The sequence below is a fragment of the Sphingomonas sp. 67-41 genome (assembly GCF_001899725.1).
Classification (GTDB): domain Bacteria; phylum Pseudomonadota; class Alphaproteobacteria; order Sphingomonadales; family Sphingomonadaceae; genus Sphingomonas; species Sphingomonas leidyi.
The window spans coordinates 1085880-1107243 of the sequence record NZ_MKWJ01000022.1 but is presented as its reverse complement, the minus strand read 5'-3'; the positions used below and the strand labels follow the sequence as shown (position 1 = coordinate 1107243).

23 protein-coding genes are annotated in these 21364 nt (G+C 68.2%); 14 read left to right on the top strand and 9 right to left on the bottom strand.

Features of this window, described 5'->3' with window-relative positions:
* Positions 1-6 precede the first annotated feature (6 nt).
* From BGP17_RS16340 to BGP17_RS16325, 4 genes are all read right to left on the bottom strand, one after another.
* Positions 7-531: a GNAT family N-acetyltransferase gene (locus tag BGP17_RS16340; RefSeq protein ID WP_286712713.1), complete on the bottom strand. Its 525-nt coding sequence runs from the start codon at positions 529-531 to the stop codon at positions 7-9.
* Positions 532-533: 2 nt separating this feature from the next.
* On the bottom strand, positions 534-1580 hold the full coding sequence (locus BGP17_RS16335; protein ID WP_167299518.1) for a homocysteine S-methyltransferase family protein: 1047 nt from the start codon (positions 1578-1580) through the stop codon (positions 534-536).
* Between the two features lie 150 nt (positions 1581-1730).
* Positions 1731-2645, bottom strand: a complete 915-nt coding sequence (metF, locus tag BGP17_RS16330; protein WP_243857278.1) for a methylenetetrahydrofolate reductase — start codon at positions 2643-2645, stop codon at positions 1731-1733.
* On the bottom strand, positions 2642-3595 hold the full coding sequence (locus BGP17_RS16325) for an ArsR/SmtB family transcription factor (protein ID WP_167299520.1): 954 nt from the start codon (positions 3593-3595) through the stop codon (positions 2642-2644). Before BGP17_RS16325 ends, metF begins: the two co-directional genes overlap by 4 nt.
* A gap of 118 nt (positions 3596-3713) precedes the next feature.
* Here BGP17_RS16325 and BGP17_RS16320 point away from each other — a divergent pair, with 118 nt between their 5' ends.
* The 3 genes from BGP17_RS16320 to BGP17_RS16310 are packed head-to-tail and all read left to right on the top strand — an operon-like array spanning position 3714 to position 5080.
* Positions 3714-3968 carry a hypothetical protein gene (locus tag BGP17_RS16320; protein ID WP_167299521.1) on the top strand — a complete coding sequence of 85 codons (255 nt, stop codon included), beginning with the start codon at positions 3714-3716 and terminating at the stop codon, positions 3966-3968.
* A 3-nt stretch (positions 3969-3971) separates the two neighbouring features.
* Positions 3972-4136, top strand: coding sequence for a hypothetical protein (locus tag BGP17_RS16315; RefSeq protein ID WP_167299522.1), 165 nt, complete (start codon positions 3972-3974; stop codon positions 4134-4136).
* The gene (locus BGP17_RS16310) at positions 4133-5080 is read left to right on the top strand and encodes an aldo/keto reductase (RefSeq protein WP_286712711.1); all 948 of its coding nucleotides are present in this window, start codon (positions 4133-4135) and stop codon (positions 5078-5080) included. Before BGP17_RS16315 ends, BGP17_RS16310 begins: the two co-directional genes overlap by 4 nt.
* Here the strand turns inward: BGP17_RS16310 and BGP17_RS16305 are convergent.
* Positions 5077-5919: a LysR family transcriptional regulator gene (locus tag BGP17_RS16305; protein ID WP_286712709.1), complete on the bottom strand. Its 843-nt coding sequence runs from the start codon at positions 5917-5919 to the stop codon at positions 5077-5079. The genes BGP17_RS16310 and BGP17_RS16305 overlap by 4 nt on opposite strands.
* 88 nt (positions 5920-6007) lie before the next feature.
* On the opposite strand from BGP17_RS16305, the gene BGP17_RS16300 reads away from it, so the two are divergent.
* A complete protein-coding gene (locus BGP17_RS16300) occupies positions 6008-6781 on the top strand; it encodes a nuclear transport factor 2 family protein (RefSeq protein ID WP_286712708.1) in 774 nt (257 codons plus the stop codon).
* Between the two features lie 6 nt (positions 6782-6787).
* Here BGP17_RS16300 and BGP17_RS16295 read toward each other — a convergent pair whose 3' ends face one another.
* Positions 6788-7933, bottom strand: coding sequence for a serine hydrolase domain-containing protein (locus BGP17_RS16295; protein ID WP_286712707.1), 1146 nt, complete (start codon positions 7931-7933; stop codon positions 6788-6790).
* A 173-nt stretch (positions 7934-8106) separates the two neighbouring features.
* Between BGP17_RS16295 and BGP17_RS16290 the strand changes: the two genes are divergently transcribed.
* Both BGP17_RS16290 and BGP17_RS16285 read left to right on the top strand, forming a co-directional pair.
* Positions 8107-10476, top strand: a complete 2370-nt coding sequence (locus tag BGP17_RS16290) for a TonB-dependent receptor (RefSeq protein ID WP_286712706.1) — start codon at positions 8107-8109, stop codon at positions 10474-10476.
* Positions 10477-10602: 126 nt separating this feature from the next.
* Positions 10603-11004, top strand: a complete 402-nt coding sequence (locus tag BGP17_RS16285) for a hypothetical protein (protein WP_286712704.1) — start codon at positions 10603-10605, stop codon at positions 11002-11004.
* 7 nt (positions 11005-11011) lie between these two features.
* Here the strand turns inward: BGP17_RS16285 and BGP17_RS16280 are convergent, their stop codons facing one another.
* Positions 11012-11419 carry a GFA family protein gene (locus BGP17_RS16280; protein ID WP_167299528.1) on the bottom strand — a complete coding sequence of 136 codons (408 nt, stop codon included), beginning with the start codon at positions 11417-11419 and terminating at the stop codon, positions 11012-11014.
* 89 nt (positions 11420-11508) lie between these two features.
* On the opposite strand from BGP17_RS16280, the gene BGP17_RS16275 reads away from it, so the two are divergent.
* From BGP17_RS16275 to BGP17_RS16255, 5 genes are all read left to right on the top strand, one after another.
* Positions 11509-12195: a helix-turn-helix transcriptional regulator gene (locus tag BGP17_RS16275; RefSeq protein WP_167299529.1), complete on the top strand. Its 687-nt coding sequence runs from the start codon at positions 11509-11511 to the stop codon at positions 12193-12195.
* A 68-nt stretch (positions 12196-12263) separates the two neighbouring features.
* On the top strand, positions 12264-13382 hold the full coding sequence (locus BGP17_RS16270) for a DUF47 family protein (protein WP_286712789.1): 1119 nt from the start codon (positions 12264-12266) through the stop codon (positions 13380-13382).
* Between the two features lie 9 nt (positions 13383-13391).
* Positions 13392-14405 (top strand): inorganic phosphate transporter, encoded by a 1014-nt coding sequence (locus BGP17_RS16265; protein WP_167299530.1) that lies wholly within the window; start codon positions 13392-13394, stop codon positions 14403-14405.
* 83 nt (positions 14406-14488) lie between these two features.
* Positions 14489-14854 (top strand): ArsR/SmtB family transcription factor, encoded by a 366-nt coding sequence (locus BGP17_RS16260; protein ID WP_167299531.1) that lies wholly within the window; start codon positions 14489-14491, stop codon positions 14852-14854.
* Positions 14835-15323, top strand: a complete 489-nt coding sequence (locus BGP17_RS16255; RefSeq protein WP_167299532.1) for an SRPBCC domain-containing protein — start codon at positions 14835-14837, stop codon at positions 15321-15323. The genes BGP17_RS16260 and BGP17_RS16255 overlap by 20 nt, the downstream gene beginning before the upstream one ends.
* Positions 15324-15440: 117 nt before the next feature.
* Here the strand turns inward: BGP17_RS16255 and BGP17_RS16250 are convergent, their stop codons facing one another.
* Positions 15441-16814, bottom strand: coding sequence for a helix-turn-helix domain-containing protein (locus BGP17_RS16250; protein WP_286712703.1), 1374 nt, complete (start codon positions 16812-16814; stop codon positions 15441-15443).
* A gap of 234 nt (positions 16815-17048) precedes the next feature.
* On the opposite strand from BGP17_RS16250, the gene aceA reads away from it, so the two are divergent.
* Together aceA and BGP17_RS16240 are read left to right on the top strand one after the other, a co-directional pair.
* Positions 17049-18335, top strand: a complete 1287-nt coding sequence (gene aceA / locus BGP17_RS16245) for an isocitrate lyase (protein ID WP_286712702.1) — start codon at positions 17049-17051, stop codon at positions 18333-18335.
* A gap of 23 nt (positions 18336-18358) precedes the next feature.
* Positions 18359-18511, top strand: a complete 153-nt coding sequence (locus tag BGP17_RS16240; RefSeq protein WP_167299535.1) for a hypothetical protein — start codon at positions 18359-18361, stop codon at positions 18509-18511.
* A 41-nt stretch (positions 18512-18552) separates the two neighbouring features.
* On the opposite strand, the gene BGP17_RS16235 is transcribed toward BGP17_RS16240, so the two are convergent.
* Entirely contained in the window at positions 18553-20013 is a 1461-nt protein-coding gene (locus BGP17_RS16235) for an MFS transporter (RefSeq protein WP_286712701.1), read from the bottom strand.
* 151 nt (positions 20014-20164) lie between these two features.
* Between BGP17_RS16235 and BGP17_RS16230 the strand changes: the two genes are divergently transcribed.
* A complete protein-coding gene (locus BGP17_RS16230) occupies positions 20165-21310 on the top strand; it encodes an acyl-CoA dehydrogenase family protein (protein ID WP_286712700.1) in 1146 nt (381 codons plus the stop codon).
* Positions 21311-21364: the final 54 nt, after the last annotated feature.

Below are 21364 nucleotides of genomic sequence, written 5' to 3'. Positions count from 1 at the left end.
AAAGGTTCAGGCCGCGAGCGGACGGGCCAGCACGACGTCGTCGAAAAGCTGCCCGCCCACGTCGAAACGGCGCTCGCCCACCGGCACGAAGCCCTGTTTCCCGTAGAAGGCGAGCGCGCGGGCATTGCGCGCATAGACACCGAGCAGCAGCCGCGCATGCCCGGCCGCCCCGGCCACCGCCGCCGCCATCAGCGCCCCGCCCGCCCCGGAACCGTGGAAGCGGGAAAGCAGATAGATGCGCTTCAGCTCGACATCCCCCGGCCCGGCGCCGGGCAGGTCCGGCACGGCCAGTTGCGCGAAACCGACGGGCGCGCCGCCCGGCGTCGCCTCCAGGATCCAGGCGCGGCTGCCCCTGGCGAAATAATCGGCGAACCGATCGGGCGCATAGGCAGTGGCGCAATGCACGACGATCGCCGCGCCGGGCAGCACGCCCGCGAAGGTCTCGAGAAAGGTGGCGCTCGCCACGAGAGAGAGCGCGGCGATGTCGCCGGCGCCCGCCTCGCGGATGCTCCAGGGCTGTGGTTCCGCCATGCTCACGCCCCCATGACGAAGGGCTCGAGCCCGGCCAGCCGCGTCCGCACCTCCGGGGTCGGGATCGGGCGGGGGGGAAGGCTCGCCACTGCGTCCGCGATCGCCTTGATATGCTCCGGGGTCGAGCCGCAGCAGCCGCCGAGCACGTTGACCTGGCCGGCATCGGCCCATTCCTTGACCAGCCCGGCCGTGGTTGCCGGCGCCTCGTCATAGGCGCCCAGCTCGTTGGGCAGGCCGGCGTTCGGATAGACCATGATCAGCGTGTCGCAGAGCGCCGACAGCGTCTTGACGTGCGGGCGCAGCTGCTCGGCGCCGAACGAGCAGTTGAGCCCGATCGTCACCGGCTTCGCATGGCGCACCGCGTGCCAGAAGGCCTCCACCGTATGGCCCGAAAGGTTGCGGCCGCTCAGGTCGGTCAGCGTCATCGACAGCATGATCGGCAAGTCGCGGCCCAGCGCCTCGCCCGCTTCGATCGCCGCCATGATGCCGGCCTTGGCGTTGAGCGTGTCGAACACCGTCTCGATCAGCACGAAGTCGATCCCGCCCTCGACGAGCGCGTCGATCTGCTCGCGATACACGTCCTTGAGATAGTCGAAGTCGATCTCGCGATAGCCGGGATCGTTGACGTCGGGGCTGAGCGAGAGCGTCTTGTTGGTCGGGCCCAGCGCGCCTGCCACGAAGCGCGGGCGCCCATCCTTCGCTTCGAACTCGTCGGCGATCGAGCGGGCGAGCTTCGCGCTCTCCACATTGATCTCGCGCACCAGATGCTCGGCGCCATAATCGGCCTGGCTGATCCGGTTGGCCGAGAAGGTGTTGGTCTCGGCGATGTCCGCCCCCGCCTCGAAATAGGCGCGGTGGATCGACGCCGGCACCTCGGGCATGGTCAGCGCGAGAATGTCGTTGTTGCCCTTCTGGTCATGGCTCAGCCCCAGATCGCCGGCATAGGCGGCCTCGTCGAGCTTCCAGTTCTGGATCTCGGTGCCGAACGCCCCGTCGGTGATCAGGATGCGCTTGGCGGCTTCGGCCAGCAGTTTCTCGCGTACAGTCATATCGTTCCTCGATCCGCCCCGGCACGGGGAGGGAGACCATGCGAAACATGGTGGAGGGGGCTCTCCGCATTCCGATCCGCTGGTGGAGAGCCCCCTCCACCACGCCGCCGCGCGGCGCGCTTCCCCTCCCCGCGCCGGGGAGGGTCAAATTCATGCCGCCGCCAGCGCCGCCACCTTCGGCCGCACGCCCAGCAAGTGGCAGATCGCATAGCTCAGCTCGGCCCGGTTGAGCGTGTAGAAATGGAACTGGCGCACGCCGCCGGCATAGAGCTTGCGGCACAGCTCCGCCGCCAGCGTCGCCGCCACCAGCTGGCGCGCGGCGGGATGCTCGTCCAGCCCTTCGAACAGCCGCTCCATCCAGCCCGGCACCTGGGTTCCGCACATGCCCGCCATGCGCACCACGCTGGCGAAGCTCATCACCGGCATGATGCCCGGCACGATCTCCGCGTCGATCCCCGCCTTGGCCGCATCGTCGCGGAAACGCAGGAACGTCTCGGGCTCGAAGAAGAACTGGGTGATCGCCCGCGTGGCGCCCGCGTCGATCTTGCGCTTCAGATTGTCGAGGTCCGCCGCCTGGTTCGGCGAATCCGGGTGGCATTCGGGATAGGCCGCGACCGAAATCTCGAACGGATGGAGCCGGCGCAGCCCCGCCACCAGGTCCGCGGCATTCTCATAGCCGCCGGGATGGGTGCCGTATTTCTCGCCCGCCCGGGGCGGATCGCCGCGCAGCGCGACGATGTGGCGCACGCCGGCCGCCCAATATTCGCGCGCGACCTGATCGATCTCTTCCCGTGTCGCCTCGACGCAGGTGAGGTGCGCCGCCGCCGGGATCGCCGTCTCGCGCGCGATCCGCGCCACCGTGTTGTGCGTCCGCTCGCGAGTCGAGCCGCCGGCGCCATAGGTCACGCTCACGAAACGCGGCCCAAGCGGGCCGAGCGTCTCGATCGACTCCCACAGCGTCTCCTCCATCTTCTCCGTCTTGGGCGGGAAGAATTCGAAGCTCACATCGATATCGCCCGCCACGTCCGCGAACAGCGGCGCCGCCAGCGGGTCCAATATAGTCATGCGGCCTTCACCCCTTGCTTCGCTTCGCCGGTCTTGCGACCGAGCCATAATTTCACCGTCAGCTCGCCGCCTTCCAGCGTCTCCACCTTCACCGGCGCGAGCCCATGCGCCTCGAACCAGCCGAGCACCTGCTCGTCGGAGAAGCCGAGGCGCGTGTGCGCGTCCTTCTGCCGCAGTTCCTCGCGCTCGTGCGGCGCGAAATCGGCGATGAGCAGCCGGCCGCCCGGCGCCAGCACCCGCGCCGCCTCGCCGATCGCCGCGCCGGGCTGCTGCGCGAAATGGAGCACATGGTGCAGGATCGCGAGGTCCGCCCCGCCATCCTGCAGCGGCAGCGCATAGAGGTCCGCCTGCCGCAGCTCGGCATTGGCCAGCCCCTGCTCGGAAAGCTTGGCACGCGCAAGGCGCAGCATCTCGCTCGACCGGTCGATCCCCAGCGCGCGCTCGGCACGCGGCGCGAACAGCTCGAGCATGCGGCCCGTGCCGGTGCCGATATCGATGAGATGGCCGACCGGCCCATCGCCCAGCGCCGCGGCCATCGCCGCCTCGACTTCGCTCTCGGCGACATGGAGCGAGCGGATCGCATCCCATTCGCCGGCATTGCTCTCGAACCAGTCCGCCGCCGCGCTCGCCCGGTCGGCGCGCACCGCGGCGAGCCGCGCCTCGTCGGCGACCATCCAGTGATCGACTTCGTTCCAGGCATCGAGCGCGGCGAGCATCGGCTCCACCCTGGCCGCATCGCCCAGGCCGACGAACACCCAGCTGCCTTCCTTGCGCCGCTCGAGCAGCCCGGCATCGCACAATATCTTCACATGGCGCGAGACGCGCGGCTGGCTCTGGCCCAGCACCTGGGCCAGCTCGCCCACGCTCAGCTCCATCGAGCGGACCAGCGCGAGGATGCGCAACCGCGTCGAATCGGCAAGGGCACGGAAGATGGCGAGGGCGTTCTGCACGGCGGTTATAGATATAAAGATATCTTTATATGCGGTCAACGCACCGCATGCGCCTTGCGCGCGAGTCGCTCCCTCGGTTAGCCCTTGCCCGAACCATTCCGGAAAAGGGGACGCATCCATGCGCAACGCGCTCATCCTCCCGCTCGCGGCCGTCGCGCTGCTCGGGCTCTCGGCCTGCGGCAACAAGGCGAAGAACGAAGCGGCCGAGGCCAATGAAGCAGTCACGGGCGACAGCAACACGATGGGCGAGGCAGTGAGCGACGTGAACGCCGCCGAGAATGCGGCGTTCGGCGCCGCCGAGAGCAATTACGACCAGGCCGTGCCGGTCGGCAACGCCGCCGGCGAGGGCTCGGGCGACGAGATCACCGACTGATCCATGCGGCTCGCCCCTCTCCTCCTCCTGCTCGCCCTCGCCGCCTGCGGCCGCGGCGGATCCGATGACGCGCAGGGCGGGCTGAGCGCCGGCGAGTCCCGCCAGCTCGATGCGGCGGCGGCCGCGATCGACGCGAATGCGAGCCAGTCGAACGGAGCAGCGGAATGATCCGGCGGGAACTGGGCGCGAGCGGCATCGAGACGCCGCCATTGATCCTGGGCGGCAACGTCTTCGGCTGGACCGCCGACAAGGCGACCAGCTTCGCCGTGCTCGATCGCTTCGCGGAAGCCGGCGGCACGCTGATCGACACCGCCGACGTCTATTCGGCCTGGGTCCCCGGGCATCGGGGCGGCGAATCCGAGGCGATCATCGGCGAATGGCTCCGCGTCTCGGGCAAGCGCGGCAAGGTGAAGGTCGCGACCAAGGTCGGCATGCTCGACGGCGAAGGCGGCTCCAAGCTCGCGCCCGCGCGCATCGCCGCCGCCTGCGACGCCAGCCTTGCCCGCCTCGGCGTCGAGACGATCGACCTTTATTTCGCGCATCAGGACGATGACGCCGTGCCGCAGGAAGACGTGCTCGCCGCCTTTGACGGGTTGATCCGGGCCGGCAAGGTCCAGGCGATCGGCGCGTCCAACTTCCACGCCGCACGCCTCAAGTCCGCGCTCGACATCGCGACGCGCGACGGCCTGCCGCACTACCGGGCGCTGCAGAACGAGTACAACCTCGTCAGCCGCCACAAGTTCGAAGGCGAGCTGCAGGATCTGTGCGTCGAGCATAATATCGGCTGCGTGCCCTATTACGGGCTCGCCTCGGGCTATCTCACCGGCAAGTACCGCTCCGAGGCGGATCTCGGGAAGAGCGTGCGCGGCGGGCGGATGACGGCGTTCATGCAGGGCAAGGGCCCCGCCGTTCTGGCCGCGATGGACGAGATCGCGGCGGAGACCGGCGCCACGCTCGCCCGGATCGCCCTGGCCTGGGTCGCGGCGCAACCGGGCGTGACGGCACCCATCGCCAGCGCGACTTCGCTCGCCCAGGTCGAGGAGCTGGTGGGGAGCTGGAACCTGGCGCTCGACCGCGCGCAGCTCGACCGGCTGACGGCGGCAGGGGCCTAGGCAGGCGCCCCGGCCAGCCCGGCGATCCAGCGGGCATCTTCCGAGGCCAGGCGGTTGCCCATGCCGCATAGGATAAGGGTATTGCGCGCCACCGGCCCGCAGGGTTCGAAGCCGAAGGCGCGGGCGGCATCCTCGGGCGCGATGGTGAAGCCCCGCCCCGCGCGCACGCCGATCAGCGCCTCTTCCAGCTCGTTGCAGTGATCGCGGACCGCCAGGCCGGGCGGCTGCGCCGCCAGCACCTGGCCGAACCAGTGCCCGAACACATATTCATATTCGTCATAGGCGATGCACGGGGCCCGGGAGAGGTTGTCGCGCGTCGGCGGGCCGTCCGGCGCCCCGACCAGCCAGAGCGTTTCCTCGGCCACCGCGACGCTCTCGATCGGAGCGGCCACCACGCCGCGATAGGTGATCCCCAGGTCGATCACGCCGGCGCTGAGCCAGTCGAGGATCTGATCGTGCGAGCCCATGCGGAGAACGATGCGGCGCGTCCGCTCGGCCTCGCGGAAGACCCGGGGGGCCAGGCGATAGCGGCCGAAGCCGGTGACGCAGCCGATGCGCAGCGGCACGGCCGCCGGAGCCTCGCTGCGGACCTGCTCGGCGGCATGCGCGACCTCGGCGAGCGCCCGGTCGATCGCTTCGTACAGGGCCCGCCCCTCCGGGGTGAGGCGCAGCCGGCGACCGACGCGTTCGGCAAGCGGCACGCCCGCATCCCGCTCGAACCGTCGGAAATCGGCATGGATCGACGGCGGCGACCTGCCCTCGTTCCGCGCCGCCGCGTTGATCCCGCCCGCGCGGGCGACGGCATGAAAGGCAGCGGCACGACGCAGGTCGATCTTCATTCCATTTTTCCGAATAACGATGATCGATCTTACGAATATCGGAATGATCGAGCGAGGGCTATGCCGTCGTTCATCGGTGAGGGACAAGATGATGCTGACGAATATGTCCGCTTTGCTGGCGATGCTGGCATCGGGCTTCGCGACGCCGGGCGCCGCAGTCGAAGCCTATGGCGCCGCAGTTGCGGCGAACGACCCGGCGCAGCTGGCGGCCGCGTTCCAGCCGAGCGCGATCATGTATTGCACCGACGGCGCGGCAATCCGCGCGACCAGCCAGGGGGAATGGAAGCAGCGCATGCGCACCGCCGGGATGCCCGCCGGCCCGATCTCCACCAGGATCGCCTGGATCGACAGCGGCGCCACCACGTCGGTCGCGCGCACGGTCTCGGTGCGTGGCGACAAGGAATATGTCGACTACCTCCTGCTTGCCCGGCTCGCGGAGGGCTGGCGCATCGTCGGCAAGGTCTGCGAGGCGGGCGCGCGCCCGGACGAGGCCGGCGAGGCGGGCGTGCGGCAGGTTGTCGGCACCAAGCTCGCCGCGGATCGCGCCTGGGACGCCAAGCTCCTCGCGGAGAGCATCGACTCCAGGGCATTGGTGATGACGGTCGACGGCGGCGAATTCGTCGCGGCGACGCTTGGAGAATGGCAGGCACGCTATGTCGCCCGAAGATCGGCCTCCGGCGGCAGCCCCGCGACGCCGACGTCGATGGTGATCGACGCCCGCGGCGGCATCGGCACGGCGCGATGGTCCTTCCGCGGCACCGACGGCAGCGAATGGACCGATCGCGCGCTGATGATCCGGACCTCGCAGGGCTGGCGCATGGCCGCGCTGGCCTTCGCCAGGGAAGCGCCGGGTGCGAACTAGCCGGCCCTATTCCCCGAACCCATATTCCCAGCGATAGGGGACGCCGGTCTCGCCCAGCGCGGCGCGGACCAGCTTCGGAAACGCCCTTTCGATCCGCACGTCGTTGCCCAGGATCAGCACGCAGCGCCGACCCCGCTCGAGACAGACCATCGTGTTGGCGGTCACGTCGTTATGGCCGCCCTTGAACCAGCCCGGCCCCTGCGGCCCGGTGAAGGCGACCACGCCGAGCGCCGCCTTCGCATCGGTCCCCTCGCCCGGCCCGGCCGGATTGTCCAGGGTCGGGAACTGCGTCCTGCTCGCGATCGCCTGGGTCCCCCGCGCATATGCCACGCGCCACCGCTTGGGCAGGCCATAGCCGCGCACCATCGCCGCCGTCATTTCGGCGAGGTCGTGGATCGTGGTGTCCATCGATCCCGCCGCGCGCACCCGGCTGCGGTCGTCATGCGGCTCGGGCTTGCCCTGCGCGTCCCAGCCATCCGCCAGATTGGTTCCGAAGCCGTCCTGCCAGATCAGGCTCGTCCGCGTCATGCCGAGCGGCGCGAAAAAGCGGCGCTGCAATTCCTTCTCCACGCTCAGCCCCAGCCCCTGCTCGATGCCGAATTGGAGCAGCGAGATACCCTCGCCGGAATAGGCGTAGCCGGTGCCCGGATCGAAATGGAAGCGCAGCTTCCCGCCGGGCTCGAGGAAGGCGAAATTGGCGAAGCCGGTCGCATGGTTGAGCGCGTGGCGCGGCGTCACCCGGCGCCAGCGCGCATCGCCGGCCAGGTCGCCCCAATGCCCATAGGCGTCGAGATTGCCATAATCGGGCAGCGGCTTCGGCAGCATCGTCGCGATCGGCGCATCGAGGTCGAGCCTCCCCTCCGCCGCGAGTTCGGTCACCAGATAGCCGAACACCGCCTTGGTCAGCGACGCACCGTACATTATGGTGTCGGCGGTCAGCGGATCGCCCTTCGCGTTGCGCGCGCCATAGGCCCGCACCATGACCACCTTGCCGTCCGCGATCTGCGCGATCGCCACTCCCCTGGCGCCGGTCTCGGCCATCGCCGCGCGAACCGCCGGCTCCAGATCCACCGGCGGCGTATCCGCCGCAGCCGGTGCCGCGCCACCGAGCGCCAGCAGGCCGGCCAGCCCATATCGTACCGAACGACGCATCCCGCTTCCTCCCTGTTCAGGCCGGCATCCTGCACGATCGTTGCCGATCGGCAACACAAACCGAGCTTCGTGGATCGTCACTGAAACGTCGCACACTCGTAACGGTACCGACGCGAACCCTGCCTAGCGGCTCTCATGGGAGCGGCCCTCCGGTCGCTGGGATGGGAATGATCATGACCGATTTTTCGCGCCGGCTGCGCCACGGCCACGCCTACGCATTTCTGATGGCCTCGGCCGCCCTCGTCACGCTCGCGCCGGCCGCACATGCGCAGGACAGCGCCGCCGCCGTCGTCGACGCCAATGACGGCGATGGCGGCGACGAGATCGTCGTCATCGGCAGCGGCCAGACCCGCTCGGTCTCGACCCTGGTGCCGCAGAATCTCGACCTGCTGCCGCCCGGCACCAGCGTGCAGAAGGCGCTGAACTTCCTGCCGGGCGTGATGGCCCAGTCGATCGACGCGCTTGGCGTGAACGAGCAGTCGCTGTCGCTCCAGGTCCGCGGCTTCAACACCACCCATCTCGGCTACACGCTCGACGGCATGCCGCTCGGCGACGGCGCCTACAACAATTACAACGGCCTCACGATCAGCCGCGCGCTGATCTCGGAGAATCTCGGCCGGGCCGATCTCGCGACGGGCATCGCCGGCCTCGCCATCCCCTCGACCAGCAACCTGGGCGGCGCGCTCACCTATGTCAGCCGCGACCCGAGCAAGGACGCGGCGCTGGCGGTCAGCCAGACCGTGGGCAGCGAGAACAGCGTGCGCACCTTCGTGCGGCTCGACACCGGCGAGCATGGCGGCTTCTCGGCCTATGTCTCCGGCCAATATGTCGAGCAGGACCTGTTCGTGAACCAGCCGGCCTACAACAAGTCCACCGGCAAGCAGCTCAACGCCAAGCTGCAATACCGGGCCGACGGCATCCGGATCACTGCCTTTGCCGATGTCTCGCGCACCAATCAGGCCGACGACGCCTATCTGTCGAAGGACATGCTGAACCGCCTCGGCTGGGACTGGGGCGGCTATGCGCCGAACTGGCAGGCCTATGTCGGCGTCGCCGCCTGCACCGTGACCACCACGCCGTACAAGTGCGCCGCGGCCCCGGCGCCGCAGAAGAATGCCGACGTCACCTTCACCAACGGCCAGATCCTGCGCAACGACAATCTCTTCTACCTGGCCGGCGACTTCGAGCTGGCCAGGAACCTGAGTGTCCACACCCAGGTCTATCATCACAACGACAAGGGCGCCGGCAACAACTTCATCACCGGCCTTTCCAACCAGGGCACCACGACCACGGCGGACGACGTGCCGGTCCAGATCCGCGACACGCGCTACACGATCGATCGCACCGGCGTGCTCGCCAGCCTGAGCTGGAAGGTCGCCTTCAACGAGTTCCAGGCCGGCCTGTGGGTGGAGGACAATACCAGCAGCGCCGCGCGCTACATCTGGACCAACGTCACCGGCCCGTTCAGCCTGGCCCAGTATCTGGTCGGCCAGCCCAACACCGCCCAGTGGGTGCAGGAGACGCACTGGAAGACGCATCAATTCTATGTGCAGGACACGGTGCGCCTGTTCGACGATGCGCTCAGCATCGATTTCGGCTTCAAGAGCACCTATTCCAAATCGGATGCCCGCGCGATCCGCGGCATCGCCGTCGGGGCGCCGCCGGCCTCCAGCCAGTTCGCCAGCGGCACGCTGGTGGCCAAGGACAATTTCCTGCCGGAAGTCGGCGTGCACTGGCAGGTCGCGCCCGGGCACGAGCTGTTCGCCAGCTATGCCGAGAACATGGCCATGTTCCAGGGCGGCTTCAAGCTCGGCCCCCAGTCGGTCTCGCAGGCCGTGTGGGACGCGCAGGGCAAGTATCTGAAGCCCGAGACGTCGAAGAGCGTCGAGGGCGGCTATCGCTATGTCAGCGGCCCGCTCCAGGTCGCGCTGAGCGGCTATTACGTCAAGTTCGACAACCGCCTGCTCCAGTACAATCCCTGCCCGACCAACCAGCAGCAGAACCCGGGCTGCGGCAACAGCTTCCACAATGCCGGCAGCGTCACCAGCAAGGGCGCCGAGCTCGGCGTACTGTGGAAGCCGACGCCGTGGCTGAGCTGGTACAATTCGGCTTCGTTCAACAAGTCGACCTATGACGAGAATCTCAACTGGTGCACCACCACCTGCGTGGTGAAGCTCACTGCCGGCAAGCAGCAGGTCGATACGCCGAAGACGATGCTCGCCAGCGTCCTGACCGTGAAGCAGGGCGGCCTCTCGGCCTCGCTGCAGGGCAAATATACCGGCCGCCGCTATTATACCTACACCAACGACCAGAGCTTCGGCGGCTACACCACCTTCGATCTGGGCGTCAGCTACGACTATGGCTCCTTCGCCTATGTGAAGGACCTCAAGCTGTCGCTGAACGTCACCAACCTGACCAACAAGCGCTACGCGTCGAACTTCGACAGCAGCGTCTTCGCGCCGGACGATGCGGCGGGCACCGTGCTGGTGTTCCATTCCTCGGCCCCGCGGCAGGCCTTCGTCACGCTCAGCGCCGGCTTCTGAGCCGCCGCGCTGCGCAAAGGGAAAGGCCGGGGTTCACGCCCCGGCCTTTCGCGTTTCCGGCGCCCTCGTCCGCGGCGCGGAAGCGTCGAGTGTTGCCAGCCATCGCGTGCGATGCCAGCATCCCGCATGCCCACGTGCTACCAGTATCTCCGACAGGCTGTGGCGCACCTCGCCGCGGGCGCGGATACGCAGCACGCCCATCTCGAATCGATCCTCGGCCATCTCACGCCCGACGGCGACGCCTCCGGCTATGGCAATGACGAGCTCGCGCTGGAGCTGGACGACTTCTACCAGGCCGCCAACCACATGCACGAATGGGGCGAGATCAGCCGCGAGGAGATCGAGGCGATCCGCCCGCTCGACGCGATGCTGCGCACGCTGAGCGGAAAGGCGCACGCCGATTTCTGGCGCCGCGAAGCGCTCTGGTCGGATCCGCGCTGGGAGCAAGTGCGCGCGCTCGCCCGCCGGGCGCTGGCGCAGCTGCCCGACGAGGAACGCAGGAGCAGCTGGCAACCCGGCGCGGATTGACCCCGCCTCACAGGATCGCCTTCTCCGCCGGCTCCTGCCACCAGGCATTGTGCAGCCCGTCGGCATAGTTGACCGGTGCCGCCTCCAGCTCCGCGAGCGGCACGTCGTCGAGGCAGAGCACCTGCACCGAGACGAAGGCCCCCCCGATCTCCTCGACATAGCCGGACCCGAACGGCGCGATGCCGCAGGTCTTGCAGAAGCGGTGATGCCCGCTCTTGGTGCCGAACTGATATTCGCCCAGCGCCGCCTCGCCCGAAAGCAGGCGGAACTGTTCGGGCTTGAGCAGCGCCCCCCAGTTGCGGCGCTTGCGGCAATAGGTGCAGTTGCACTTGCCCGTCCCCGCCGCGAGATCGATGTCCGCCTCGAACGTCACCGCGCCGCAGTGACAGCTGCCATGATAGGTCTTCGTCGTCATTTCCTGGCTCCCGTTTGAACTCACGGGACTCGACCTACTGCCATGCTGCTGACAGCATGGTGTCAGCAGCATGGCAGTAGGATTCAGCAATGCGAAAAGCCGATCGCCTCTTCCAGATCGTCCAGATCCTCCGGCGTACCGCGCGCCCGGTGACTGCCGACGCGATCGCGGCAGAACTCGAGACGTCGAAGCGCTCGGTCTATCGCGACATCGCGGCGCTGATCGGCCAGCGCGTGCCGATCCGCGGCGAGGCGGGCATCGGCTATGTGCTCGAAAGCGGGTTCGACCTGCCGCCGCTGATGCTCACCACCGACGAGATCGATGCGGTCGCGCTCGGCGCCACCTGGGTCGCGGGTCATGCCGACGAGGGCCTGGCACGCGCCGCCGAGGATCTGCTCGCCAAGATCGCCGCCGTCCTGCCCGAGGAGATGCGCCCGTTCCTCGGCAACCCCGCCGCGCGCGCCGTCCCCGCCTGGGACCGGCCCCGGGACGGCATCGACGTCCCCCAGCTGCGCAGCTGGATCCGTGCCGGCCGCAAGCTTCACCTCGACTATGCCGACGAACAGGGCCGCGCCACTCGGCGCACGGTCTGGCCGCTGATGATCGGCTATAGCGACGCGACTCGCGTCCTGGTCGCGTGGTGCGAGCTGCGCGCCGGCTTTCGCACCTTCCGCCTCGATCGCATCGTCGGCGCCGAATTCCTCGACGCCGCGATCCCGGGCAGCCCGTCGCAACTCCGCGCCCGCTGGCTCAAGGAGATCCGGGAGCGCGGCTGAGGCTTGCGCGTGACACTAAATTGTAACAAACGCGGCACCCGCCATCCCGGCGCTCCGGAGTCCGCGCCATCCGCCAGATCGCCGCCCTGCCCTATCGCACCGAAGGCAATGCCGTCGATGCGCCGGTGCGCGTGCTGCTGGTCACGTCGCGCGAGAGCGGGCGCTGGGTGATCCCCAAGGGCAATCCCGAATCCGGCCTGCCCGCCCACACCGCCGCAGCGATCGAGGCAGAGGAGGAAGCCGGGGTGCGCGGCCCCGTCTGCCCGCTGCCGCTGGGCTCCTATCGCTATCGCAAGAAGCGCGGCAACGGCGCCTCGCTGATGATCGACGTCGACGTCTTTCCCCTGTCGGTCAGCCAGGAGCTGGTCGCCTGGAAGGAGCAGGGCCAGCGCGAACGCCGCTGGTTCAGCCTCGCCGAAGCCGCGGCCGCCGTCGACGAGCCCGATCTGAGCGATCTCATCCGGTCGTTCGGCCCGGCCGAGTTCAGGGCGGCGGCGCAGCGCAACGGCCTGCTCACCGCCGTCGCCCGCAAATCGAAAGTGCATCACATGTTCGCCTGGTTCCAGCGCCTGCTCCCCAAGACCGGCAATTTCTTCGAGATGTTCGAGCAGCACGCGCTCACCATCGTCGCTGGTGCCGACGCGCTTGCCCGGCTGCTCGCGGACGGCAACCGCGATCACATCCGCGAAGTGATCGAGCGCGAGCACGATGCCGACGAGATCATCCGCGAGATGCTGCGCACGGTGCGCGAGACGTTCCTCACGCCCTTCGATCGCGGCGCGATCACGTCGCTGATCGGCGCGATGGACGATGCGATCGACGAGATGCAGGCCGCCGTCCAGGCGATCGACCTCTACGAAGTCACCAGCTTCGACCAGGAGATGAAGGACATGGCGGCGATCATCGTCGATGCCGCCCGCCTCACCATGGAAGCGATGCCGCTGCTGCGCGACGTCGGCCGCAACGGCCCGCGCCTGCACGAACTGACCGAGCGGCTGGTGCGCATGGAAAGCCATGCGGACGAGATCCACGCCGCCGGCCTCAAGCGCGCGTTCAAGGAGCTCGGCCCCGGCGACCCGCTGGGCTTCGCCGTCCATCGCGAGCTGTTCAAGCATCTCGAGCGGATCGTCGACGCGTTCGAGGATGTCGCGAACGAGATCGACGGCATCGTGATCGACCATTCCTGACGCCGCCCGATGTACGAGCTTGCCTTTCCCCTGCTGGTCGGCCTGATCCTCGTCGCGCTGGCGTTCGATTTCCTGAACGGCCTGCACGACGCGGCGAACTCGATCGCCACCGTCGTCGCCACGCGGCTGCTGAAGCCGGTCCATGCCGTGGCCTTCGCCGCCGCATTCAACTTCGCGGCCTATTTCCTGACGATCGCCTTCCCCGCCTTGCACAAGGTGGCGGACACGATCGGCCAGGGGCTGATCGACAAGAACCTGATCACGCCCGCAGTGGTGTTCGGAGCGCTGATCGGGGCGATGTTCTGGAACGTGGTGACCTGGCTCAAGGGCATTCCGTCCTCCTCCAGCCATGCGCTGGTCGGCGGGATGATCGGCTCGGGCGTGGCGCATGCCGGGCTCACCGGCGTGAAATGGACCGGCCTCAACAAGACGCTGATCGCCATCGTCCTCTCGCCGACGATCGGCATGATCCTGGCCATGCTGGTGATGCTGGTCACCTCCTGGCTGTTCATGCGCGCCAGCTCGCGCACGGCCGAGCGCAGCTTCCGCATGCTGCACCTCGTCTCCTCCGGCGCCTATTCGCTCAGCCACGGCCTCAACGATGCGCAGAAGACGATGGGGATCATCACCGTGCTCCTCTATTCGACCGGCTATCTGCACGGGAAGTTCGAGGTGCCGCACTGGGTGGCGATCGCCTGCTATATCGCGATCGCGCTCGGCACACTGAGCGGCGGCTGGAAGATCATCGAGACGATGGGCTCGCGCATCACCAAGCTCTCGCAGCACCAGGGGTTCAGCGCCTCGCTGGCGGGCTCGATCGTGCTGTTCACGGCCTCGGCGCTCGGCATCCCGGTCTCGACCACCCACACGATCACCGGCGCGGTGATCGGCGCGGGCACGGCGCGCCGGGCCTCGGCGGTCCGCTGGGGCGTCGCCGGCAACGTCATCGCCGCCTGGGTGATCACCATCCCCGCCTCGGCGGCGGTGGGAGCTTTGTTCTACCTGCTGACGACGTTGTTCTGATCTCGCAGTCGGAACTGCCTCACCCATCCTGACCGTCGCCCCGGACTTGCACCGCGCGCCGGCATGCGCTAATACTGAACCATATGGTTCAGTATTTCGGCACCGCCCGCCTCGACGCTTCCTTCGCCGCGCTGTCGGACGCTACCCGGCGCGGCGTGATCGAGCAGCTCGCGCGCGCCGAAGCGTCGATCACCGATCTCGCCGAGCGTTTCCACATGACCCTCACCGGCATGAAGAAGCATATCGGCATACTCGAGCGCGCCGGGCTGGTCGTCACCGAGAAGGTCGGCCGGGTGCGGACCTGCCGGCTCGGCGCCCAGGACCTCGCCGAGGAGGCCGGCTGGATCGCCAGTTACCACCAGCGTTGGAGCGCCCGCTTCGATGCGCTGGACGACGTGATCGCGGAACTCAAAGCCAAGGAGAAAATGGATGGGCCTGAACGCCAATGACTTCGGCGCCACCACGGTAGCGCGCAAGTCGGATACCGAAGTCGAGGTCACGCGCGTCTTCGATGCTCCGCCACATCTCGTCTACCGGGCCTGGACCACGCCCGAACTGTTCCAGCGCTGGTGGGCACCCCGGTCGATCGGCGCGCCGATGCGCGTCCGCGAGCTCGATGTCCGCGTCGGCGGCGGCTACCGGATCGAGTTCGACGGGGAAGACGGTCAGATCTGGGCGTTCTTCGGCAAATATATCGAAGTCGTCCCGAACGCGCGCATCGTCTGGACCAATGAAGAAAGCGACAACGGCCCGATTTCCACGGTCACCTTCGAGGAACGGGATGGCAAGACGCTGTTGACCTTCCGCGAGCTCCACCCTTCGAAGGAAGCGCTCGACGAAGGCATTGGCGCCGCCGAAGGCATGCCCGAGCAACTTGCGCAGCTGGAGGAACTGCTGGCGGAATTGGCGGAGGGTTGAACGCCGGCACCGATCTCCCCCTGCCTGCAAGAGAGGGGGCGGGGGCGGGCCGGGTGCCGATCCCTGCATGGGTTGGCACCATCATGCAGCGCATCCGCCGAGCGCCAATCCGCCCCCCTAATCCCCCACGAACCCGAACGGCGTGACGCCGCTCTCGCGCTCATTGGCCAGGGTCGCGCGCCCCGCCGGCGGGGCGGAGCGCTGCGCGCAGTCCGGCCGGGTGCAGGCGCGGCAGCCCAGCCCCACCGGCACCGCTTCGCCCGCAAGGTCGACGCCGCGCGCCGCCGACAGCGCCCGCGCCTCGGCCGCGGCAAGCCCGATCCCCAGGGCGAAGCGCGCCCGCACTCCCTGCGCGCCCTGGGGCGTCCGCGCCCGCGACAGCGTGAACCAGCGCGCGCCGTCCTCGGTCTCGATCAGCTGGCCCAGCGTCTCGTCGGCCCGGCCGAACGCTTCGGTCAGGTTCCATAGCGGGCACAGCCCCGGCCCCTCGACGAGCGGCGACCCGCTCGCCCCGGCGAAGCGCTTGGAGACCTGCCCCGCCCGGTCCACGCGCATCACGAAGAAGGCCAGCCCCCGCGCGCCCACGCGCTGCAACGTGGTCAGCCGGTGCGCCACCTGCTCGAAGCTCGCGCCGAAGCGCCGCGGGAGCACCTCCATATCGTAGCCGGTCTGCTCGCAGGCCCGCAGGAACCGGCCATAGGGCATCATCACCGCCGCCGCGAAATAGCCGACCAGATGGCGCTGATAGAGCCGCTCGCCCATGCGATCGAGCCCGGCGCCGCGCACCAGCGCATCGATCTCGCCGCGCGCTTCCTGCGACAAGCGCTCGGCCAGCGCGAACGTGCGGCCCGGCATGTCGAGCAGTTCGGAAAGCTGCACCTGGCGCGCGTGCAGGTCGAGCCGCTTGAGCAGCCCCGGCATCACGTCCGCCGGCAGGATGCGCACCGAAAGCTGATGCTTCACCCGCAGCCGCTCGGCCATCGCGCCATAGGGATCGCTCGCCGCCTGGCGCAGTTCGTCGGCCAGCGCTTCGGCCGCGGCGTCGAGATCGGCGAAATGGCCGCGCCAGCGCTCGATCTCGCGGCGCACCTGCCGCCCCGGGTCGCCCGCGCCCTGGTCCGGCGCCGCACCGGCCCCGATCCGGTCATAGGTCCGCGCGAACGCCTCGGCCCCGCCGGGCGCGCCGGCCAGCCACTCCTCCATCTGCTGCCGGTCGATCTCGAGATCGGCGAACAGCGGATCGGCGAGTCGCCGCCGCAGCGCCTCCATCCCGCCGCCCGGCTCCGCCGCGGCAAGCTTGCGGGGATCGAAGTCGTATACTTCGGAAAGCCGCAGCATGAGCATGGCCGAGACCGGCCGCTGGTTTCGCTCGACCAGATTGAGATAGCTCGCCGACACCCCCAGCGCCTCGGCCATCGCCGCCTGGGTCAGCAGCAGCTGGCGGCGGAGGCGCCGCACGGCATGTCCCGCGAAAAGCTTCTGTTCGGCCACTTCTCCCGCCTTCGATTCGCTCTCCCGCCTGCGGGAAGGCATTGGGTTGTCCCGCACGCAATGTTCCGATGCGTTCATATCGAACGAGTCGGGGCGCTTTGTAAATAATTTACATCCTTTCAAATCAGAGAAAAGCCCCATGCACACCATGACCCCGCCAGGGGCCCATGGCCTCTCGCCAGGGACATCAGGGAATATCCATACAGGTTCGGCAACCTAGTCAAGGAACACACAATGCCGACGCGCTTCGAAGACCTGATCCCCGCCCCCACCGGCCGGTTCGACGGCATCGTGCGCCCCTATTCGCCCGAGGATGTCGAGCGCCTGCGCGGCTCGCTTGCGGTCGAGCATACGCTCGCCCGCCGCGGCGCGCTCAAGCTGTGGGAGCTGCTGCAGACCGAGGATTACATCAACGCCCTCGGCGCGCTCTCCGGCAACCAGGCGATGCAGATGGTCCGCGCCGGGCTGAAGGCGATCTACCTGTCGGGCTGGCAGGTGGCGGCGGACGCCAATACCGCCGGCCAGATGTATCCCGATCAGTCGCTCTATCCCGCCAATGCGGGGCCCGAGCTCGCGCGCCGGATCAACGCCACGCTCCAGCGCGCCGACCAGATCGAGCATATGGAAGGCGGCGCCCAGCGCGACTGGTTCGCGCCGATCGTCGCCGATGCCGAGGCCGGCTTCGGCGGCCCGCTCAACTGCTTCGAGATCATGAAGGCCTATATCGCCGCAGGCGCCGCCGGGGTGCATTATGAAGACCAGCTCGCATCGGAGAAGAAGTGCGGGCACCTCGGCGGCAAGGTGCTGATCCCCACCCAGGCGCATATCCGCAACCTCGACGCGGCGCGGCTGGCGGCGGACGTCGCCGGCGTGCCCACGGTGATCTGCGCCCGCACCGATGCGGAGAGCGCGCGGCTGATCACGTCGGACGTCGACGAGCGCGACCGCGAGTTCCTCACCGGCGAGCGCACGCCGGAGGGCTTTTTCCGCCTGAAGGACGGCACCGGCGTCGATCACTGCATCAAGCGCGGCCTGGCCTTTGCCGAGCATGCCGACCTGCTGTGGTGGGAAACCTCGAAGCCGAACATGGACGATGCCCGCCGCTTCGCCGAAGCGATCAAGAAGGAATTCCCCAACAAGATGCTGGCGTACAACTGCTCGCCCAGCTTCAACTGGGAGAAGAATCTCGACAAGGACGACATCGCCCGCTTCCAGCGCGAGATCGGCGCGATGGGCTACAAGTTCCAGTTCGTCACGCTCGCCGGCTTCCACCAGCTCAACTACGGCATGTTCGAGCTGGCCCGGGGCTACAAGGATCGCGGCATGGCGGCCTATTCGGAGCTGCAGCAGGCCGAGTTCGCGGCGGAGGCCAATGGCTATACCGCGACTCGCCACCAGCGCGAAGTCGGCACCGGCTATTTCGATGCGATCGCGACCACGCTGGCGGGCGGCAGCAGCAGCACCACCGCGCTCGCCGAGAGCACCGAAGCCGCCCAGTTCGTCACCACCGAAGCCGCCTGAACCAAGAGAAAGGAGTGATTGCCATGACCGAACCCCAGCGCAGCCGCGCCGTCTTCTCGACCGAGGACTTCCGCCTCATCCGCGAGGCGGTGGCCACCCATCTCGAGAAGGTGAAGGACGCACCCGAGTCGACGAAATACGCCAATCTCTATCACCGCCTGGGCCGCGTGGCCTGAGCGCAGACTTTCCTGGGGAGGAAAGGATGTCCGTCGGAAGGTCAGCTTCCGGCGGACATTTCCGCATTGCGGCCGGCGAGCGCCGCGATCCGCGCCTCATGCTCCGCCTTGCCGAAGGGGAAGAAGCGGTAAAGGATCGCCGCGGCGATCGCGAGCACGCCATAGACGACGAAGAACAGGATGGTGAGCCGGTCGACCGTCGCCATGGGCACCTGGCCCGGCCGGGCCGCCGCGGGAAAGTTCACCAGGTCGAGCAGCAGGCCCGTCGCCCAGATGCCCAGTCCGCTGCAGCATTTCTGGATGAAGAAGGATCCGGCGAAGAACACCCCTTCGTTGCGCCGGCCGGTCTCGATCTCCGAATGCTCGACGACATCGGCCATCATCGAGGCGCCGAGGATCGTCGCCGAAATGCTGCAGGTGACGTTGAGCGCGTAGATGGCGAACAGCGACGGGAGCAGCCAGGGCGTGCCGGGCGCCGGGAACAGGCCGAGCAGGCGCAGCACATAGGGCAAGGCGACCCAGAAGGCCGCCGCCGCCATCAGCCACATCGCCGCCCGGGGCTTGCCTAGCCCCCGCGAAGCCCGCGGCGCGACGAAGAAGGCGAAAAAGGCGCCGACCAGCAGCGAGAAGGCGATGATCGTGAAGTCCTGGTTCTGGAAACGCCAGACATGGGCATAGAGATAGCTCGACAGCGCGAAGCTCACGCCCTGCGCGGAATAATAGCAGAGGCCGGCAGCCATCAGGATCAGAAAGGCGCGATTCCGCACCGTCTCGCCCAGTTCGGCGAAATGGGCGCCGAGCGACTGGCGCGTGCGCTCCTCCGGCTGGGGCAGCCGCTTGATCTCGCCATGCGTCCCCAGCGCCGAGACGAGAATGGCAAAGGCCATGATCAGCGCGCTCGCCAGCGCGAAACCGGGATAGTTCTCGCGGACCAGCTGGCCATTGGGATGGCCGGGCGAAGGCCCGAGCAGCCAGGCATAGGCCAGGATCATCATCCCCAGCCCGCCGGCCCAGCCGAACAGGAAGCGATAGGCCATGATCCGCGTCCGCTCTTCATAGTCGGCGGAAAGCTCGGGGGTCAGCGCCTGGCTCGGCACTTCATAGGCACTCACCGCGGTGCGGACGAGCACCGACATGGCGAAGACCCAGGCGAGCATGCCGCCGTGCGAGAGCGCGGGCGGATTCCATAGCAACAGCCAGCCGATCGCGATCGGAATGGCCGAGGCGTACATCCAGGGATGGCGCCGCCCCCAGCGGCTCCGCGTCCGGTCCGAGAGGAAACCGATCGCCGGATCGGCCACCGCGTCGAGCAGCAGCGCGCACATGATCGCGAAGCCCACTTCGGCAGCCGGCAGCCCGAGGACCTGGTTGAAGAAGAACAGCAGGAAGGTCGAGAAGCAGAAGTCCTTCACGCCATACGCCACGGTGCCGAAGCCATAGGCGAGCATGATCGGCGTGCGGATTCGCCGTGCGGGCGGCACTGCCGCCTGGTTGCCGTCCATGCCCCTATGCTCCCTTTCGACCCATTTTGCCGCGCACCATATGTGCCGCAATCCGGGGGTCAACTGCAAGCTGTTGGAATATCGGGTATGGCTTGCTCCGGACCATATGGTCGGTATAGCCTTTGGCTTCGAACCTGAGGAACGCGTGGCCATGGCGCTCGACCCCGAAATCTTCGACACGCTGATCGATACGATCCGCCGCTTCGTCCACGAGCGCCTGCGCCCGCTCGAAGCCGAGGTGGAGGCCGCCGACGCCATCCCCGCCGAAGTGATCGCCGAGATGAAGGCGCTCGGCCTGTTCGGCCTGTCGATCGCCGAGGATTATGGCGGCCTGGGGCTGACGATGCTCGAGGAATGCAAGGTCGCCATCGAGCTGGGCCGCACCACGCCGGCCTTCCGTTCCAGCTTCGGCACCAATGTCGGCATCGGCTCGCAAGGTCTCGTCATGGCCGGCACGCCCGAGCAGAAGGCCGAATGGCTGCCGCGCATCGCCAGCGGCGAGATCGTCACCAGCTTCGCCCTGACCGAGCCGGACGTGGGGTCCGACAGCGGCGCAGTGAAGACCCGGGCGGTCCGCGACGGCGACGTCTATCGCCTCACCGGCACCAAGCGCTTCATCACCAATGCCGACAAGGCCGAGCTGTTCACCGTGATGGCCCGCACCGGCGATGCGCCCGGCGGCCGCGGCGTCTCCGCCTTCCTGGTGCCGCGCGACTTGCCGGGAGTCAGTATCGGCGAGCCCGAGAAGAAGATGGGGCAGAAGGGTGCCCGGGTGGCGGACGTGGTGTTCGACGGCACGCCCGTGCCCGTCGCCAACCGGCTGGGCGCCGAGGGCGAGGGCTTCCGCATCGCGATGCAGGTGCTCGATCGCGGCCGGCTGCACATCTCGGCGGTCTGCGTCGGCGTGGCCGAGCGGCTGATCGCCGACTGCGTCGCCTATGCCAGCGCGCGCGTACAGTTCGGCAAGCCGATCGCCGAGCACCAGCTGATCCAGGCGATGCTCGCCGATTCCAAGACCGAGGCGCTGGCGGCACGGGCGCTCGTGCTCGAGACCGCCGCCGCGAAGGACCGCGGCGCGAACACCACGATGGAAGCGGCGGCGGCGAAATATTTCGCCAGCGAGATGGTCGGCCGGGTGGCGGATCGCGCCGTGCAGATCTTCGGCGGCGCCGGGTACATCGCGGATTATGGCATCGAGCGACTCTACCGCGACGTCCGGCTGTTCCGCATCTACGAAGGCACCAGCCAGATCCAGCAACTGATCATCGCCCGCGAGACGCTGAAGCGGGGCGGCTAGTCTTCCTCTCCCCCTTCAGGGGAGGGGATCGGGGAGAAGGGCAGTGCGAGACGG

What these genes read in the sequence shown, in the direction of transcription:
- BGP17_RS16340 (WP_286712713.1), bottom strand. Translation starts at nt 531, where the DNA reads ATGGCGGAACCACAGCCCTGGAGCATCCGCGAGGCGGGCGCCGGCGAC.
- BGP17_RS16335 (WP_167299518.1), bottom strand. Translation starts at nt 1,580, where the DNA reads ATGACTGTACGCGAGAAACTGCTGGCCGAAGCCGCCAAGCGCATCCTG.
- metF (WP_243857278.1), bottom strand. Translation starts at nt 2,645, where the DNA reads ATGACTATATTGGACCCGCTGGCGGCGCCGCTGTTCGCGGACGTGGCG.
- BGP17_RS16320 (WP_167299521.1), top strand. Translation starts at nt 3,714, where the DNA reads ATGCGCAACGCGCTCATCCTCCCGCTCGCGGCCGTCGCGCTGCTCGGG.
- BGP17_RS16315 (WP_167299522.1), top strand. Translation starts at nt 3,972, where the DNA reads ATGCGGCTCGCCCCTCTCCTCCTCCTGCTCGCCCTCGCCGCCTGCGGC.
- BGP17_RS16310 (WP_286712711.1), top strand. Translation starts at nt 4,133, where the DNA reads ATGATCCGGCGGGAACTGGGCGCGAGCGGCATCGAGACGCCGCCATTG.
- BGP17_RS16305 (WP_286712709.1), bottom strand. Translation starts at nt 5,919, where the DNA reads ATGAAGATCGACCTGCGTCGTGCCGCTGCCTTTCATGCCGTCGCCCGC.
- BGP17_RS16300 (WP_286712708.1), top strand. Translation starts at nt 6,008, where the DNA reads ATGATGCTGACGAATATGTCCGCTTTGCTGGCGATGCTGGCATCGGGC.
- BGP17_RS16295 (WP_286712707.1), bottom strand. Translation starts at nt 7,933, where the DNA reads ATGCGTCGTTCGGTACGATATGGGCTGGCCGGCCTGCTGGCGCTCGGT.
- BGP17_RS16290 (WP_286712706.1), top strand. Translation starts at nt 8,107, where the DNA reads ATGACCGATTTTTCGCGCCGGCTGCGCCACGGCCACGCCTACGCATTT.
- BGP17_RS16285 (WP_286712704.1), top strand. Translation starts at nt 10,603, where the DNA reads ATGCCCACGTGCTACCAGTATCTCCGACAGGCTGTGGCGCACCTCGCC.
- BGP17_RS16280 (WP_167299528.1), bottom strand. Translation starts at nt 11,419, where the DNA reads ATGACGACGAAGACCTATCATGGCAGCTGTCACTGCGGCGCGGTGACG.
- BGP17_RS16275 (WP_167299529.1), top strand. Translation starts at nt 11,509, where the DNA reads ATGCGAAAAGCCGATCGCCTCTTCCAGATCGTCCAGATCCTCCGGCGT.
- BGP17_RS16265 (WP_167299530.1), top strand. Translation starts at nt 13,392, where the DNA reads ATGTACGAGCTTGCCTTTCCCCTGCTGGTCGGCCTGATCCTCGTCGCG.
- BGP17_RS16260 (WP_167299531.1), top strand. Translation starts at nt 14,489, where the DNA reads ATGGTTCAGTATTTCGGCACCGCCCGCCTCGACGCTTCCTTCGCCGCG.
- BGP17_RS16255 (WP_167299532.1), top strand. Translation starts at nt 14,835, where the DNA reads ATGGGCCTGAACGCCAATGACTTCGGCGCCACCACGGTAGCGCGCAAG.
- aceA (WP_286712702.1), top strand. Translation starts at nt 17,049, where the DNA reads ATGCCGACGCGCTTCGAAGACCTGATCCCCGCCCCCACCGGCCGGTTC.
- BGP17_RS16240 (WP_167299535.1), top strand. Translation starts at nt 18,359, where the DNA reads ATGACCGAACCCCAGCGCAGCCGCGCCGTCTTCTCGACCGAGGACTTC.
- BGP17_RS16235 (WP_286712701.1), bottom strand. Translation starts at nt 20,013, where the DNA reads ATGGACGGCAACCAGGCGGCAGTGCCGCCCGCACGGCGAATCCGCACG.
- BGP17_RS16230 (WP_286712700.1), top strand. Translation starts at nt 20,165, where the DNA reads ATGGCGCTCGACCCCGAAATCTTCGACACGCTGATCGATACGATCCGC.